Source organism: Microbacterium sp. LjRoot205, assembly GCF_056175745.1.
Genome location: NZ_JBGFFH010000005.1, coordinates 135,701 through 151,155 on the forward strand (window position 1 = coordinate 135,701; position 15,455 = coordinate 151,155).

General features: G+C 68.9%; 16 protein-coding genes. 4 read left to right on the forward strand and 12 right to left on the reverse strand.

The window, feature by feature from the left end; translation table 11 throughout:
* The first annotated feature begins 82 nt into the window (after positions 1-82).
* A complete protein-coding gene (locus AC04ME_RS12065; protein WP_475435175.1) occupies positions 83-2,068 on the forward strand; it encodes an ATP-binding cassette domain-containing protein in 1,986 nt (661 codons plus the stop codon).
* Between the two features lie 79 nt (positions 2,069-2,147).
* On the opposite strand, the gene AC04ME_RS12070 is transcribed toward AC04ME_RS12065, so the two are convergent.
* The gene (locus AC04ME_RS12070) at positions 2,148-2,597 is read right to left on the reverse strand and encodes a hypothetical protein (protein WP_056374511.1); all 450 of its coding nucleotides are present in this window, start codon (positions 2,595-2,597) and stop codon (positions 2,148-2,150) included.
* Positions 2,598-2,741: 144 nt separating this feature from the next.
* On the opposite strand from AC04ME_RS12070, the gene AC04ME_RS12075 reads away from it, so the two are divergent.
* Positions 2,742-4,145: an HNH endonuclease signature motif containing protein gene (locus AC04ME_RS12075; protein ID WP_475435177.1), complete on the forward strand. Its 1,404-nt coding sequence runs from the start codon at positions 2,742-2,744 to the stop codon at positions 4,143-4,145.
* A 150-nt stretch (positions 4,146-4,295) separates the two neighbouring features.
* Here AC04ME_RS12075 and AC04ME_RS12080 read toward each other — a convergent pair whose 3' ends face one another.
* The 11 genes from AC04ME_RS12080 to hemE form a co-directional block, all read right to left on the reverse strand.
* Positions 4,296-5,618, reverse strand: coding sequence for a glutamate-1-semialdehyde 2,1-aminomutase (locus AC04ME_RS12080; RefSeq protein WP_042541321.1), 1,323 nt, complete (start codon positions 5,616-5,618; stop codon positions 4,296-4,298).
* Positions 5,619-5,724: 106 nt separating this feature from the next.
* Complete coding sequence (gene hemB / locus AC04ME_RS12085; RefSeq protein ID WP_475435179.1) at positions 5,725-6,702, reverse strand: porphobilinogen synthase; 978 nt, start codon at positions 6,700-6,702, stop codon at positions 5,725-5,727.
* Entirely contained in the window at positions 6,699-7,490 is a 792-nt protein-coding gene (locus tag AC04ME_RS12090; RefSeq protein ID WP_056374518.1) for a uroporphyrinogen-III synthase, read from the reverse strand. Before AC04ME_RS12090 ends, hemB begins: the two co-directional genes overlap by 4 nt.
* Positions 7,487-8,503 (reverse strand): hydroxymethylbilane synthase, encoded by a 1,017-nt coding sequence (gene hemC, locus AC04ME_RS12095; RefSeq protein ID WP_042541317.1) that lies wholly within the window; start codon positions 8,501-8,503, stop codon positions 7,487-7,489. Before hemC ends, AC04ME_RS12090 begins: the two co-directional genes overlap by 4 nt.
* Before the next feature lie 7 nt (positions 8,504-8,510).
* Positions 8,511-9,188, reverse strand: a complete 678-nt coding sequence (gene hemQ / locus AC04ME_RS12100) for a hydrogen peroxide-dependent heme synthase (protein WP_042541315.1) — start codon at positions 9,186-9,188, stop codon at positions 8,511-8,513.
* Between the two features lie 67 nt (positions 9,189-9,255).
* Positions 9,256-9,537, reverse strand: a complete 282-nt coding sequence (locus tag AC04ME_RS12105) for a hypothetical protein (RefSeq protein ID WP_042541313.1) — start codon at positions 9,535-9,537, stop codon at positions 9,256-9,258.
* A complete protein-coding gene (locus tag AC04ME_RS12110; RefSeq protein ID WP_056374522.1) occupies positions 9,524-9,931 on the reverse strand; it encodes a phage holin family protein in 408 nt (135 codons plus the stop codon). The genes AC04ME_RS12105 and AC04ME_RS12110 overlap by 14 nt, the downstream gene beginning before the upstream one ends.
* Before the next feature lies 1 nt (position 9,932).
* On the reverse strand, positions 9,933-10,355 hold the full coding sequence (locus AC04ME_RS12115; protein ID WP_042541310.1) for a hypothetical protein: 423 nt from the start codon (positions 10,353-10,355) through the stop codon (positions 9,933-9,935).
* 203 nt (positions 10,356-10,558) lie between these two features.
* The gene (gene hemG, locus AC04ME_RS12120; RefSeq protein ID WP_475435182.1) at positions 10,559-12,097 is read right to left on the reverse strand and encodes a protoporphyrinogen oxidase; all 1,539 of its coding nucleotides are present in this window, start codon (positions 12,095-12,097) and stop codon (positions 10,559-10,561) included.
* Between the two features lie 107 nt (positions 12,098-12,204).
* Entirely contained in the window at positions 12,205-12,543 is a 339-nt protein-coding gene (locus AC04ME_RS12125; RefSeq protein ID WP_042541309.1) for a metalloregulator ArsR/SmtB family transcription factor, read from the reverse strand.
* A gap of 99 nt (positions 12,544-12,642) precedes the next feature.
* Positions 12,643-13,665, reverse strand: a complete 1,023-nt coding sequence (gene hemE / locus AC04ME_RS12130) for a uroporphyrinogen decarboxylase (RefSeq protein WP_475435184.1) — start codon at positions 13,663-13,665, stop codon at positions 12,643-12,645.
* A gap of 61 nt (positions 13,666-13,726) precedes the next feature.
* Here hemE and AC04ME_RS12135 point away from each other — a divergent pair, with 61 nt between their 5' ends.
* Both AC04ME_RS12135 and AC04ME_RS12140 read left to right on the forward strand, forming a co-directional pair.
* Positions 13,727-15,034, forward strand: a complete 1,308-nt coding sequence (locus tag AC04ME_RS12135) for a glutamyl-tRNA reductase (protein WP_475435185.1) — start codon at positions 13,727-13,729, stop codon at positions 15,032-15,034.
* Positions 15,035-15,178: 144 nt separating this feature from the next.
* Entirely contained in the window at positions 15,179-15,436 is a 258-nt protein-coding gene (locus tag AC04ME_RS12140; RefSeq protein WP_475435187.1) for a hypothetical protein, read from the forward strand.
* Positions 15,437-15,455 lie beyond the last annotated feature (19 nt).

Consider the following 15,455-nt stretch of genomic DNA (forward strand, 5'->3'; position numbering starts at 1 on the left):
CCGCGTTCGTAGGGTAAATGCACGATCCTGCGGCTTTTCCGGCAGGATAGACAGAACTGCCCACTGCAACGAGAGGTCGCAGATGCCCGACGGACAGGTGCTCGAGTTCACGCACGTCACGAAGCGCTTCAACGACGTGACGGCGGTGTCCGACTTCTCCGCGCGAGTCGAGCCCGGTGTCGTGACCGCTTTCCTCGGCCCGAACGGCGCCGGCAAGACCACCACCCTGCGCATCCTCCTCGGCCAGGTGCGCGCCACGAGCGGCACCGCCACGATCGGCGGAGTCTCGCATGCAGAGCTGCGTCACCCGCTGCGCACGATCGGTTCCGTCCTGGAGGAGACCGCGTATCGGCCTCGCCGCTCGGCCTCACGCCAGCTGACGATCGCTGCCAAGGCCAACGGCATCCCGCTCTCGCGTGTCGACGAGGTCCTCTCGCTGGTCGGTCTCGAGCACGAGGCCGAAGGTCGCATCGGCAGCTTCTCGCTCGGAATGCGTCAGCGGCTGAGCGTGGCACACGCGCTGCTCGGCGACCCCGGCGCTCTGGTCTTCGACGAGCCGGCCAACGGCCTCGACCCTGAGGGCATCCGCTGGATCCGCCTCCTTCTGCGTCGCCTCGCCGACGAGGGCCGCACGGTTCTCGTCTCCTCGCACGTGCTGAGCGAGATCGAACAGGTCGCAGACCACGTGCTCGTGCTCTCGAAGGGCCAGCTCGTTCTCTCGAGCGGCATCGAGACGCTCGCCGACCCTTCTGCCGGTTCTGTCGTGGTCGACGCGGCGGATCGTGCCGCACTGAAGTCCGCGCTCTCGGCAGCGGGCCTCGAGGTCGAGGTGCTCCGATCGGGTCTCACGGTTCGCGGCAGCAACGCGGGAGCCGTCGGCGCCATCGCGGCATCGGCCGGCATCGCCCTCGCCACCCTGGTTCAGCGCGGCCCCACTCTAGAGGACGTCTTCATCGAGCTCGTCCGCGGCGGCAGGCTCGCGCCGCAGGCCATCACCGCCGCGCCGGTCGATTCCGCAGCGCCGGTCGCGGATGCCGGAGCGCCTGTCGTCGATTCCGCGGCGCCATCCGAGTCGTCGGACGTGGCCGACTCCGACCACGCCGATTCCGAGACCCTGCAGGCTCAGGATGTCGCGGGGTCCGATGTGTCCGAGTCCGATGCAGCTGCGACCGATGCGGATGCGTCGGTTCTCTCCGAATCCGATGCGGACGCGGCCGACGCCGCCCGCGCAGAGGCCGACGCGGCGGATGCCGAGGCCGACGACGCAGCTGATGCGGCGGATGCCGAGGCCGACGACGCAGCTGATGCGGCGGATGCGGCTCGTGACGTCGAGTACGCCGCGGCGGAGCTCCGCTATGCGGCCGATGCCTCGGATGCGAACGACGCGGAAGATGCGGCCGACGTCGCGTCGGAGGCCGCGCATGCGGGCCGCGAGGACGCCCACGGCGATGATGACCCGGCAGGCGGATCGACCGAGCCGCAGGCGCCCGCGGACACCGAAGCGGCGAACGCCCAGCCGTCGTTCGACGACATCCTCTTCGGCACCGCCCCGGCCGACGCGCCGGACGCTCATGCCGCCGACGACACCGACGCCCGCGTCAGTGACGACACCGACGGTCACGTCGCTGACGCGACAGACCCGAGTGCGAACGAAGACGGCACCGGCGAGCACTCCGGAGTCGAGTTCTTCGCCGAGGCACACGAGTCCGACGAGTCCGACGAATCGCACGATTCCGACGAGTCCGACGAATCGTCGGATGACGCGACGGCTGAAGCGTCTGGCGACGACGACCCCCGTTCGGCTGCCGTCACCTCGATGCTCGCTGCCGCTGCACGCGCGTACTACGAGGACGAGCCCAAGGACTACCCGCTCGGAGAAGTCGACGCCTCAGCAGAGGCGGAGACAGAGGCGGATGCCGCTCCCGAGGCGAACGACGGTCGCGATGGCGAGCACCACGAGCAGCACGAGGGCGAGCAGCACGAGGGCCAGCAGCACGAGGGCCAGCACCACGAGCACCACGAGGGCGAGCACCACGAGCACCACGAGGGCGAGCACGACCGGTCCTGAGGTCACCGCTCGAGGGCACCGACGCGAACGCCCTCCGCGCCGTGAGGCTGCGGAGGGCGTTCGCTCGTTCTCGGATCGCTCAGGCGGGCCGTGGGCGGATCACCGGACGGCGACTCCCCTTCGACACCGGCGTGGGCGATGTGGCCACGATCTCCTCGACGTCTGCCGGTTCATCCGACACATCGAGTCGGAGCGCCTGGGTCAGAGCGAGGCCGTGCCTCGTCGTGAGGATCAGTCGTCGGTACTGCTCGTCACCGGAGAGGTCGATGACGACGCTGGGACGTCGGCGGCGGATGAGGACGAAGTCGACGCTGCCCGCAGCCTTCCACGTTCCGGCGGCGAGCACTCCGGGGATGTGCGTTCCCGGATTCGGCACGCCACGCAACCAGGTCCATGCGTCGTCGATCAGCTGGACCTTGGTGATGGTGTCGCGCACGAGCCTCACATTGTCGCGGTGGAAGCTCGCCGCACGTTCGATCGGCGAGAGCACGATCTCGAGTTGCGTCTGGTCCAGCAGCAACGTCACCATGCGTCCAGTCTGCCAGCGGCACCCTTCCAGATGTCTGTGTCTTGTTCACAGGAAGGCAACGATCCGTTGTCGGTTCCCACGATTCCACCTTCTTCCATTCCGATGTTCTGCTCGACCTTCGAACAAATCTACTAGAGTCGGAGCATGACATCCGCCACCGATTCCGACCTCGAGCGACGCGCTGCGCTGCTCGACTCGTGGGTCGAGAAGCGGCGACAGATCGCACGCCTCGAAGCCGAGGCGTCCGATCTTCTTGCCGAGCGGATTCACCTGAGCCGGTCTGACTCCGACGAGAACCCGTTCCACCGCGACGCCATCCACAGGTCGATGATCGCGGAGTACTCCGCGGCGGGCCGCCTCACTCAGGGCAGCGTCGAATACGCGTTCACCGATGCCGGCGTCCTCGCCGCCAGCCACCCCGGTGTGCGTTCGGCTTTCAGGGCCGGCCACATCACGGCGGCGCATGTCCGCGAGATCGTGCGGGCCGCAGGAGTGGTCCGGGAGGCGGTCAACAACGGGCGAGCGGATGCCGATGTGCTGCCGCTGTACGACACGGTCGCGGTCATCGTGGCCGAACGGGAGACCCCTGCGCGAACACGAGCGCACCTGCGCGAGCTGGCCGCCGTCCTGGCAGGCTCCACGGTCACCGAGCGCCATGCGCGCTCGAAGTCGGAGCGCACCGTCACCGTACGCCCGGCAGGAGACGGTCTGTGTGTGCTGACAGTCGTGCTCCCCGAGCATCTCGCGACGGCGATCCTCGACCGGCTCACCCGACTCGCGCACGTCGTCATCGCCGGGCGGAACGACCGTGAGCCGACGCTCGATCCGATGGACGACGGCGAGAATCCGATCTATCCGGACGACATCGCGCAAGACGACCCGTCGCGTGACGACTACGCGATCTTCGGCGACGGGACTTTCACAACCGATCCGACCGGCCCCACGGTCGAACACATCCCGTCCGACACCCGCACGATCGATCAGGTGCGGGCAGATCTGCTGATCGACCTCCTGCTCGCTTCCGATCCGAGCGCGGCAAACGGCTCAGGACTCGACAACATCCAGGGGCGCATCCATGTCACAGTCGCCGCCACCACGCTCGCGGGGTGCGACGATCGCCCCGCGCAGCTCGACGGACACGGGCCGCTGCACCCCGATATCGCCCGGGATCTCGCGGGCCGCAACGGCGGATGGTCCCGGTTGTTCCTCGATCCGACCGGACTTGTCGTCGAGACCGACACCTACCGGCCGACAGAACCCATGCGGCGGTTCCTCTGTGCGCGAGATCAACACTGCCGGTTCCCCGGCTGCAGGATGCCGGCGCATCGGTGCCAGGTCGATCACACTTTCGATCATGCCAAGGGCGGGCGGACCGAGCTCCACAACCTCGCCCATCTGTGCGCGCGGCACCACTCTCTCAAGCATCCAGACCTCGCTGACGACCATCGTTGGACGGCGCAGCAGCTTCCCGACGGCACGATCGACTGGTTCAGCCCACTCGGCCGCACCTATCGGGACTCACCGTCACGACGAGTCATGTTCGTCTGACGTTGATCACGCCGTAGTCCGTCGAATCTCGAGCGGCACACACGACTCAGTCGACGCAGACGCGCCTCACGCGATACACACACGCTTCGCGCGACGCGCACGTGCCTCACGCAAAGCACTCACGCCCGGCATGAGGCGGGATCGTGCAGCTTACGCCTGTGCGCGGGCAGCAGCCTCGGCCGCGATCGGGAGCGCCGCTTCGATGCGCTGAAGCTCTTCCTCGCCGTGCGCGGCTGTCAGGAACCAGGCCTCGAACACGCTCGGAGGCAGCGCGACGCCCTGCTCGCGCATCGCGTGGAAGAACGGCGCGTACCGGAACGACTCCTGGGCCTGGGCCTCGGCATAGTTGCGAGGCGCTGAAGCGCGGAACGAAGCGCTGAAGAGGTTTCCCGCGTGCGCGACGGCGTGGGTGACACCTGCGTCCGCGAGAGCGGCGTCCAGGGCGCCAGAGACCCTGGCTGCGGCGGCATCGACGGTCGCATAGACCTCAGGGGTCGCGAGCCTCAGAGTCGCCAGGCCGGCGGCGACCGACAGCGGGTTGCCCGAGAGCGTGCCAGCCTGGTAGACCGGGCCGAGAGGTGCCAGCAGGTCCATGACCTCAGCGCGTCCACCGAGAGCGGCCAGGGGCATTCCTCCGCCGACGACCTTGCCGAACGTGAAGATGTCGGGCAGGTAGTCCTCGCCGGCCGCGGCCTGGAGCCCCCAGAAGCCTGCGGGGTGCACGCGGAAGCCCGTCAGCACCTCATCGAGGATCAACAGCGCGCCATGAGCGTGTGCGGTCTCGGCCAGCAGCCGGTTGAACCCTGGCAGCGGCGGAACCACACCCATGTTCGCGGCTGCGGCCTCGACGATCACCGCGGCGATGCGCGGACCGTGCTCGGCGAAGACGGCCTCGAGCGCGCCCGGGTCGTTGTAGTCGATCACGAGGGTCTGTGCGGCGATCGGCGCGGGCACCCCCGCGGAGCCGGGCAGAGCGAGAGTCGCGACGCCGGAACCGGCCGCGGCGAGGAGACCGTCGGAGTGACCGTGGTAGTGGCCGGCGAACTTGACCAGCAGGTCGCGCCCGGTGGCACCGCGGGCAAGGCGGATCGCGGTCATCGTCGCTTCTGTGCCGGTCGAGACGAGCCGCACTCGCTCGATGGGCCGGGTCTCCCCGAACCGCACACGATCTGCGATCAGCTGAGCGAGTTCGACCTCGCCCTCGGTCGGGGCGCCGAACGAGAGTCCTCGAGTCGCCGCCTCCTGCACGGCGGCGACGACCTCAGGCTGCGCATGGCCGAGCAGGGCCGGACCCCACGACGCGACGAGGTCGACGTACTCGTTGCCTGCGGCATCGGTCACCGTCGCACCCGCGGCCGACGCGAGGAAGCGCGGCGTGCCTCCGACCGAACCGTATGCGCGCACGGGCGAGTTCACACCACCGGGGATCACCGTGCGGGCAGCGGAGAACAGGTCATCATTGCGGTCGGTCACAGCACACTCCTCAGCGATGCACGGAGCTCTCCCGGCATCCCCTCCAGGCTAGTCCGCAGACCTGAGGGAGGGACTCAGACGACCTCGCCGAGTCGACGGAGCGCGATCAGGGGCGCAGCCAGCGAGCGGCTTCTGTCGCCCAGTACGTCAGGACGACATCTGCGCCAGCGCGGCGGATCGACAGCAGCGACTCGAGGATCGACGCGCGGCGATCGATCCAGCCGTTCGCGGCAGCGGCCTCGATCATCGCGTACTCGCCGGACACCTGATATGCCCACACCGGAATGTGCACGGTGTCTCGCACCTCACGCAGCACGTCGAGGAAGGCCATGGCGGGTTTCACCATGACGATGTCCGCACCCTCCTCCTCGTCGACGACAGCCTCCCGCACGCCCTCGCGGCGGTTGCCGGGGTCGAGCTGGTACGTGCGACGGTCGCCCTTCAGCTGCGAATCCACGGCCTCACGGAACGGACCGTAGAACGCGCTCGCATACTTTGCGGCGTAGGCGAGAAGCAGTGTGTCGGTGAAGCCCTCGGAATCGAGCGCCTCGCGGATGACGGCGACCTGGCCGTCCATCATTCCCGAGAGGCCGAGCAGCTGAGAGCCCGCCCGAGCCTGAGCCAGGGCCATCGACGCGTAGCGTTCGAGCGTCGCGTCGTTGTCGACGGTGCCGTCAGGCGCGAGCACGCCGCAGTGCCCGTGGTCGGTGAACTCGTCGAGGCACAGGTCGGTCTGCACCACGAGGGCGTCCCCGACCTCGGCCGCGAGCACCTCGGTGGCGACGTTCAGGATGCCCTGGGGATCGTCGGCGCCCGAGCCCTGCGCGTCTCTGACTGCGGGGACTCCGAACAGCATCACACCGCCGACACCCGCCTCGGCCGCCTCGGTGGCGGCGGCACGCAGAGAATCGAGCGAATGCTGCGCGACTCCGGGCATCGACCCGATGGGGGCGGCCTCAGTGAGTCCCTCACGGACGAACAGCGGGAGCACCAGCTGCCGCGGCTCGAGGGAGGTCTCGCGCACCAGACCCCTGACGGCAGGGGACTGCCGCAGTCGGCGCAGTCGGACGTCGGGGAAGCTCACGGCGCCAGCTCGTCCGCCGCGTGCGGGAGGGTGTAGCTCGACACGGCATCGATGAGCGCGTCGACCGTCTGACGATCGGCGACGACCGTGATCGGAAGACCTGCCTTGTCGGCATCCTTCGCAGTCCGCGGACCGATCGCAGCCAGCAGCGTCTCATCCGGGATCAGCGGGAACTGCTCGCGCACCTGCTCGGCGACCGAACCGCTCGTGATCAGGATCGCGTTGATGCGTCCGTTCTCGACGTCGCGCTTGATGCGGTCGGTGACCGGCACGCCCACGGTCCGGTAGGCGACGACGCTGTCGACGTCGTGACCGGCCTCCTGCAGGAGGACGCTGAGCACGGGCTTCGCGATCTCGCTGCGCAGAGCCAGGATGCGACGCGGCTCGGCCTCGAGGGCGATGAGCTGCTCTGCCATGCCCGCAGCCGAATTGTCTTCATCCGGCACCATCGCGACTTCATACCCGACGGCCTGCAGAGCGGCTGCGGTCGTCTCTCCGACTGCCGCGATCTTCGTACGACGCGGCACCACAGCGCGGTGCGCGAACATCACGTCGACGGTCGTCGCACTGGTCACCGTCAACCAGTCGTACTCTCCGGCAGCCAGGCGGGTGAGCGCCACGTCGAGCGCGGCCTGATCTGTGGTGGCCGCGAAGTTGATCAGCGGCGCGACGACGGGCACCGCTCCCCGGGAACGGAGACTGGCGGCGACGCCGTCGCCCCACGGGCCTCCACGGGGTACGAGGATGCGCCAGCCGTCCAGCGGTCGGTCCTGCTTCGAATTGGTCATGATGAGGAATGCTCTCGGGAGACGAGGTCGGCCGCCCCTTGCTCGAGCAGCCGATGGGCGACAGACAACCCGAACTCGCGTGCTGTGCGCATCGGGTCTGCACCACCGGCAGCATCCGCTCCATTGCCGCTGCCGTTCCGACGAATATACTCCCCGTTCAGACTCTCCGTGACGTCGAGGCCGATCCGGCGACCGCCGTCGGTCGAGTAAACGACCGTCCTGACGCGGATCTCATCGCCGTCCACGACCGCATGAGCGGCCATCGGCGCCTGGCATCCGGAGTCGAGTCCTTCCAGAATCCCGCGCTCGACCGTGATGGCCAGCCGAGTGTCGTGGTCGTCGAGTTCGGCGAGCGCGGCGAGGAGCTCAGCCGGAGCATCGGACCGGGTCTCGACCGCGAGCGAACCCTGACCCGGTGCGGTCGGCCATTCGGACAGCCCCAGCTCCTCACGGCGAAGCGGCGAGTCGGTGCCGAGGCGCGAAAGGCCGGCGGCAGCGAGGATGACGGCGTCCAGCTCACCCGACGCGACCCGTTGCAGACGCGAGTCGACGTTGCCGCGGATGTCGACGACCTCCGCGTGCGGAGCCCTGCGGTGCACCTGCGCGATGCGGCGAGGTGACCCCGTGCCGACCTTGCTGCCGGTGCGCAGCTCGTGCAGCGGCGTGCCCCCGCGCGTGATCGCGACATCGCGCGCGTCCTCACGCACCGGAGTGGCGGCGATGACAAGCCCCTCGGGGATCGCGGTGGGAAGGTCTTTGAGCGAATGCACGAGGATGTCGCACTCCCCCGCGAGCAGCGCCTCACGCAGACGCGTGGCGAAGATGCCCTGGCCGCCGATCTCCGACAGCGACGCACGATTCGTGTCGCCCTCGCTGGTGATCGGCACGAGCTCGACGGGGCGCCCCGAGATCTTCTCTAGGGCGGCGGCGACATGACCCGACTGCGCCTGCGCGAGCGCGCTGCGGCGAGTGCCCAGTCGGATCGGGACGGCAGTGTGACTCTGAGTGCTCATCGTCGACCTACTGCAGCACGTCCGCGATCTCGTCGAACCGGAGGCGACGGCCCGTGTAGAACGGGATCTCCTCCTTCACGTAGAGACGCGCGTCGGTGTAGCGCAGGTCACGCATGAGGTCGACCAGCTCGGTGACCTCGTCGGCTTCGAGCGGCAGGATCCACTCGTAGTCACCCAGAGCGAATGCGGCGACCGTGTTGGCGATGACTCCCTTGAAGGCAGCGCCCTTGCGACCGTGATCGGCGAGCATCTTGCGACGCTCCTCCTCCGGTGCGAGATACCACTCGGGCGTGCGGACGAACGGGTAGAGGCACAGCCAGTCCTTCGGCTCGACACCGCGGAGGAACCCGGGCACGTGCGCACGGTTGAACTCGGCATCCCGATGCACGCCCATGACGTTCCACACAGGAAGCAGAGTGCGCAGCAGCTCGGTGCGCCGCAGGCGCCGCAGGGCCTTCTGAAGATCTTCCGCAGTGTCCCCGTGCAGCCACACCAGCAGGTCGGCGTCGGCCTTCAGGCCCGAGACGTCGTAGAAGCCGCGGACCGTGACTCCGGAATCCTCGATGTAGGAGACGATCGTCTCGAGTTCCGTGGAGTCGGACTCGGTGACCGCGACATCGGGGTTTCGTCGCCAGACGGCCCAGAGGGTGAAGCCGGACGGGTTCTCTTCGCGTGCATCGGACATGGATCCAGTCTGCCCCCTTTGTGAATCACTCGCGAACGCGAGTCAGGATGGGAGGATGCGCCTCCGGTCAGCGAGAAAGCGCGCGGGCGATCGCCCAGACGGCTCCGCCCACGATCACGGCGACTCCCACCGCTCCGGCGATGGCGGCGGCTGGGTTGCGGTCGGCGAAGACCCGCGCCTTCGCCGCAGCGCGCTTCGATGCCTTGTCGATCCGCCGAGGGAAGTTGCCCTTGACCTCGATCGCCGCGAGCGCGGCCTTGAGCTCGGCGCGGGCGGACTGCACCGGATCGACGATCCCTGCGGGGACAGCCGTCTTGGGCAGCGGCCTCGTGATCTCAGAGTTCGTCATAGCCGGCTTCCTTCACGAGTCTGATGTCCTCGCCCACCGCCTGGGCGGGGTTCTTCCGAGCGAGCACCTTGCGGAACTTCAGGATGCCGAGCAGCGCGAACAGCAGCACGGCGAGGATCAGGATTCCGAACACTGCCAGCGCGGAGAGCCAGACCGGCCACCACGACGACAGCCCGGCGATCGCGAAGACCAGGATCACCGGCACGGCCCAGAACAGGAAGAAGAGCGCGACGAGGAACCAGACGGAGCCGATTCCGGCATCCTTCGCCGTCTTCGAGATCCAGGTCTTGGCCGCGTTGATCTCGGCCTTCACGAGGCTGCTGATGAGCTCGGGAAGATCGCCGATCAGGGACAGCAGGCTGTCCTCGGCACGATCGCGGTATCCGCGGGGCATGTCAGCTGCCAGACTTCGCGGCGGTGGAGCGCGAGGATGCCGGCTTCTTGGCCGCGGGCTTCTTCGCGTCGTCCTTCTTCGCGGCGTCCTTGACCTCTTCGACAGCGTCTTCGGTGGCGTCGACGATGTCGTCAGCGGCCTTGCGTCCGGCAGCGACAGCGGAGTCGAGTCGCTGACCTGCGGTCTTGTCGCCGCCGCTGGCCGACTTGACGACCTTCTGCACGCCGGTCCAGATCGCACCGGGCACTGCTGCGGCCTTGTCGCCGACGTAGCCCTTGACTTTGTCGACCTGATCCTGCACGGGGTCGAGGTTCCAGACCTTCAGCCACTGCGTCTTGATCTGCTCGTAACGCTCGCGTCCTGCGCGCGTTCCGAGTACGTATCCCACGCCGATTCCTACGACGAGTCCGATCTTCCCCTTCATGGGGTCTCCTCACGTTGTTCCGGTGTGAACGCCTGGGGCGAACCGACGGCGCGGAGCCGCCTGCCAGGTGTCCAGCGTAGCCCCGTATGCCGATTTCGGCATCTGTCAGGCAGAGGGTTGACAGCAGGGCGACTTTCGGGTTGACCTCAGGGTGCGCGTCACGCTCTCGGCCGCGCCCGGAACGCAGCCCCACGCCACGCGTGTCAGTCCCAGATCAGTGAGCGCCGCAGCCGATCGGCTTCCTCGCGCGCATCGGGGATCACCTGCGCGAGTCCGGTGCCGGCGAGCCACGCACCCACCGCCGCGAGGCCGGGAACGGCCCGGATGGCCGCGCGCGCCGCCTCCCGCCGCTCGCCCGAGCCAATGATCGACGCGGGCTGCGACTGGACGAACCGCGAACGGTGCGCACCGATGAGATCGCCAGGGGCGAGCGGAACGCCGAGAAGAGCGGATGCCTCCCGGAGCGCGAGCTGAGCAGTCGCGTCATCGTCGAGGCCTGCGGTGGCGGCCGGTTCTCCCTGAGCGCCGAAGGAGACGCGCACCAGATGCCGATCCCCGGCGGCGGCCCTGAGCCATTCCCACTTCGCCGTCGAGTGCGTGAGCGCCTTCGCTGTGTGGCTTCCTGGAACTGTGAGGACGCCCGTCCCCCGAGGAGCGCCCTGCAGTGCGGAGGCCCGCAGCAGCAGCGTGACGATCTCGATCTCGGGCGCATCCGCCGCCGTGGTCTCGGCGAGTGCGGGTGCGATGTTCTCGAGCAGATGCCGTGCCCCGGCCTCCGAGGTTCCCAGCACCACGCCGTCGGCGCTGAACTCGAGGGCCTCCGTGGCCGACTCCGCATCGGCATCCGAATCCGCGAGCGCTCGCCCTTCGGCACGCACCGTCCAGCTCGCAGCGGACTGCGCGATCTCAGACACCCGCACGCCAGTGCGGACGACGCCGCCGAGCTTCTCGATGTCGGCGACCAGTGCCTCGATCAGCACCATCATGCCGCCGGCGATGCCTTCCACGGCCGCACCGGGCGCCTGCGCCGCAGCCGCCTGCGCCGCCCGCGCCGCGCTCTCGTCACGAAGAGCCTGCACAGCACCCGACAGAGAACCGACGCGCGTGAGGGCGGCGTTGAGCCCGGGCGCAGCGATGTCGACATCGACGTCTTCGGGTGATGCGGAGTACACGCCCGTCGTCACCGGAGCCACCAGCCGGTCTCGCACCTTGACGCCCATGCGCGAGGACACCAGCTTGCCGAGGCTCTGGCTGTGGCCGATCGTGAGGGGCGGGCGCACGCGGTCGAGGTAGGCACGCCACACTCCCGACCAGCCGATGATGCGGCGCACGTCCTCCTGGAACGGGTTGCTCGGGATGCCGAGGATGCCGCCGACCGGCAGCGGCGCGGCCCCGACGCCGGGGATGCCCGCGAGCCAGGCGCTGCCCGCCGCGGGGGCGACGATGCGATCGGTGAGGCCGAGTTCGTTGAGGAGCGCTCGCACCCGTCCGCCCCGCGTCGCGTAGCTCTCCGCCCCGGCATCCACGACGACACCGTCGATCTCGGCCTGACGGATCGCGCCGCCGACGGCATCCGACGCCTCGAGCACGGTGACGTGCATGCCGACCTTGACGCATTCGCGAGCCGCGATCAGCCCCCCGATGCCACCGCCGATGACGACGATGTGGCGCGTGGCCGCGCGGGCTGCCAGCGTGGCGGGCTCGGCTCGGGACGACTCACGGTTCGCGGGATTCGACGGCATACGTCAATCCTTTCACCCGCGACCTGGATGCCTCGCCGGTTGCGACCGGAGAAACGGGCACGGTGCGGAGATCCATCCGGGGGCCGCTCAGTCGAGGATGCGCCGGCTCAGGCCTCGACGGCCGCAGCGGCGGCGCGCCCGGAGCCACGCTTGCGCACCTCGCGGAGCACGATCTGCTCGGGGCACACGGTCGAGAGGAAGTCGCCGACGGAGAGCGCGAGACGCTCGCCGACGAGGGAGTACAGGATGCGGTTGGCATCGCGACGCTCACTGACGAGGCCCGCCTGGCGCAGCACGCTCAGGTGCCGCGAGATCGTGGGGCCGCTCGCCGAGAACCGCGAGGCGATCTCACCCGCCGCGAGCTCGCCGTCCTTGAGGTCCTGCAGGATCTGACGACGCGTCGGATGGGCCAATGCCGCGAAGATGTCTGACGCACTGTCTGTCATGTTTGCAATATAGCACTCATGCTAGATAGCGTTCCGCGTCCGAGACGATGACGCCGGAGCGACCCGCCCCTGGCTGTCAGATCGGGTGGACCGGTTCTCTCAGATCGAGTGCACCAGTTCGACGATCCGGGTGAGCTGATCGGGGTCGGTCTCGGGGGGAACGCCGTGTCCGAGGTTGACGATGTGGCCCCTGGCCGCGCGCCCGCGTTCGACCACGTCGCGCACGTGCGCCTCGAGCACCGGCCACGGCGCCGAGAGCAGCGCCGGGTCGATGTTGCCCTGCACCGAGACGTCGGGTCCGAGGATCGCCGCGGCCTCATCGAGCGGCAGGCGCCAGTCGACGCCGACGCCGTCCGCGATTCCGTCCAGGCGCATGTCGTCGAGGAAGGGTCCGGTGCCCACGCCGAAGTGGATGCTCGGCACGCCGATGCCATCGAGCGCGACCTTCGAGTGCGGAGCCACGAATGCGCGGTAGTCGGCGGTGCTCAGGGATCCGGCCCACGAGTCGAACAGCTGCACCACGGATGCTCCCGCGTCGCGCTGGATCTCGAGGAACCGGCGCGAGACCTGCGCCAGCCAGCCCGCGAGACGATTCCACGAGTCGGGGTCGGCGTGCATCATGGCGCGGGCGCGCAGGTGCTCCTTCGACGGGCCGCCCTCGACGAGGTAGGCGGCCAGCGTGAACGGGGCACCGGCGAAGCCGATCAGCGGGGTGTCCCCGAGCTCTGCGGTGACGATGCCCACGGCCTCGGCGATCGCGGTGCCGTCGAGCGAGAGGGGATCGATGGAGGTGATGCGATCGACGTCGCCCGCGGTGCGCACGGGATTCGCGAACACCGGGCCGCGTCCGGCCTCGATCTCGACCTCCACGCCCGCCAGTCGCAGCGGGATGACGATGTCGCTGAAGAACACCGCAGCATCGACGCCGTGACGCCGCACCGGCTGCAGAGTGATCTCTGCGGCGAGGTCGGGCGTGAGGCAGGCGTCGAGCATCCGCGTTCCGACCCGCAGCTCGCGGTACTCGGGCAGCGATCGGCCGGCCTGGCGCATGAACCACACGGGGGCGTGCTCAGGTCGGGGGCCGGTGAGGGCGCGCAGCAGCGGAGCGTCGGAGAGAGGCATGCGTCCATCCTCCCATCCGCCCCTGGGCCGACCTGCATGAAGCCTCAGGTAGAATCGAAAGGTGCTGCTGGTTGTCACGGCGAGTCACAAGACCGCCCCCTTCGAATTGCTCGAACGCCTGAGCCGCACCCCCGACGACGTCGCCTCCACGGTTGTGGACATGGCGTCCTGCGTGCAGGGTGCGGTCGTTCTTGCTACCTGCAACCGCTTCGAGGCCTACGTCGAGATGGACGAGCCCGTCACCGCCGCAGGTGCGATCGGCGTCGAGGCAGTGCTCGAGGCTGTCGAGGCGTCCACGGGCATCCGCGCCACCGAACTCGACGGCGCCTACGAGGTGCACTCCGGCCGCCGTGTCGCAGAGCACCTCTTCTCGGTCGCATCCGGCCTCGAGTCCGTCGTGTCGGGCGAAGGCGAGATCGCCGGCCAGGTGCGTCGTGCGCTCAAGTCCGCACGCAAGGAGGGCACGACCTCCCCCGAGCTCGAGCGCCTCTTCCAGCGGGCCAGCCAGGCGCAGCGCAAGGTCAAGAACGTCACTGCGCTCGGCCGCGCCGGTCGTTCACTCGTGCGACTCGCTCTCGAGCTCGCCGACAGCCGCATCGTCGACTGGTCGGCCGAGCGCGTGCTGCTCGTCGGCACCGGCGCCTATGCAGCCGTCACCCTCGCGACGCTGCGCGAACGAGGAGCCGTGAACATCTCGGTGTACTCGCCCTCGGGCCGCGCTGAGAAGTTCGCCGCGAAGCACGGCATCCGCCCGGTCTCCGCTGAGGACTACGCGCGCGTCGCCTCGCGATCGAGCCTGCTGATCACCTGCACGACGGCGGCCGCTCCCGTGCTCACCCCCGAGCACCTGCAGGCGCCGACCGGCATCGCCCCTGAGGGCTGCCCCGTCGCATCCCACCACCAGATGGTCGTCGACCTCGGCATGCCGCGCAACGTCGACCCCGCTGTCGCTGCCCTCGAGGGCGTGGCTCTGCTCGACCTCGAGACCATCAGCCTGCACGCACCGCTCGAGGAGCTGCAGGCGACGGATGCCGCGCGCACCGTCGTGCGCGAAGCCGCCGACACCTTCCACGTCGTCGGCAGCCGCCAGAGCGTCACCCCCTCGGTCGTCGCACTGCGGTCGCACATGTTCGCACTGCTCGAGTCCGAGATCGCCCGAGCCCGCGCCAGGGGCGACGACGACGGCAAGGTCGAGCAGGCCCTGCGCCACCTCACCGGCGTGCTGCTGCACGTGCCGACCACGCGCGCGCACGAACTCGCCGCCACCGGCCGGGCAGACGACTTCGCCGCCGCGCTCTCGACGATGTACGGCATCGAGCCGATCGAGCCCGCGCAGGCGTCTGACGCAGACGACGCAGCGACCGCCTGAGGGCCTCACCCTCACTGCACGATCATCCTCGGCGGAGACCTCTCCCCCGGCTCCGAGGATCTCGGCTCGGACGCCTGCACGCATCGTCCGTGCTTCATATCGTCGAACCATGACAAATCCCTTCCCCGAACGCAGACTGGGAGGATGCTCGTGGATCCGGATGTGATCGGCATCATCATCGCCCTCTTCGCGTTCAGCGCGACCGTGCTCGGCGGGGTCTCCAGAATGCTCGCGAAGCACTCCCGGGGACTGGACACCCGCTTCGACAGCATCGATGAGAGGTTCACGCGACTCGAGACGCAGATCACCGAACTCAGGGTCGAGCTCAAAGCCGACATCGCCGACGTGAGAGTGTCCATCGCACGCCTCGAGGGTCCGCTCCCGAAGCTGCAGCGCATCTGACTCCGCTGCCGCCATCGGG

Bases quoted from the DNA above. Each gene is read 5' to 3' on its own strand.
- AC04ME_RS12065 (WP_475435175.1), top strand. From the start codon at position 83: ATGCCCGACGGACAGGTGCTCGAGTTCACGCACGTCACGAAGCGCTTC.
- AC04ME_RS12070 (WP_056374511.1), bottom strand. From the start codon at position 2,597: ATGGTGACGTTGCTGCTGGACCAGACGCAACTCGAGATCGTGCTCTCG.
- AC04ME_RS12075 (WP_475435177.1), top strand. From the start codon at position 2,742: ATGACATCCGCCACCGATTCCGACCTCGAGCGACGCGCTGCGCTGCTC.
- AC04ME_RS12090 (WP_056374518.1), bottom strand. From the start codon at position 7,490: ATGACCAATTCGAAGCAGGACCGACCGCTGGACGGCTGGCGCATCCTC.
- hemC (WP_042541317.1), bottom strand. From the start codon at position 8,503: ATGAGCACTCAGAGTCACACTGCCGTCCCGATCCGACTGGGCACTCGC.
- hemQ (WP_042541315.1), bottom strand. From the start codon at position 9,188: ATGTCCGATGCACGCGAAGAGAACCCGTCCGGCTTCACCCTCTGGGCC.
- AC04ME_RS12105 (WP_042541313.1), bottom strand. From the start codon at position 9,537: ATGACGAACTCTGAGATCACGAGGCCGCTGCCCAAGACGGCTGTCCCC.
- AC04ME_RS12110 (WP_056374522.1), bottom strand. From the start codon at position 9,931: ATGCCCCGCGGATACCGCGATCGTGCCGAGGACAGCCTGCTGTCCCTG.
- AC04ME_RS12115 (WP_042541310.1), bottom strand. From the start codon at position 10,355: ATGAAGGGGAAGATCGGACTCGTCGTAGGAATCGGCGTGGGATACGTA.
- hemG (WP_475435182.1), bottom strand. From the start codon at position 12,097: ATGCCGTCGAATCCCGCGAACCGTGAGTCGTCCCGAGCCGAGCCCGCC.
- AC04ME_RS12125 (WP_042541309.1), bottom strand. From the start codon at position 12,543: ATGACAGACAGTGCGTCAGACATCTTCGCGGCATTGGCCCATCCGACG.
- hemE (WP_475435184.1), bottom strand. From the start codon at position 13,665: ATGCCTCTCTCCGACGCTCCGCTGCTGCGCGCCCTCACCGGCCCCCGA.
- AC04ME_RS12140 (WP_475435187.1), top strand. From the start codon at position 15,179: ATGCTCGTGGATCCGGATGTGATCGGCATCATCATCGCCCTCTTCGCG.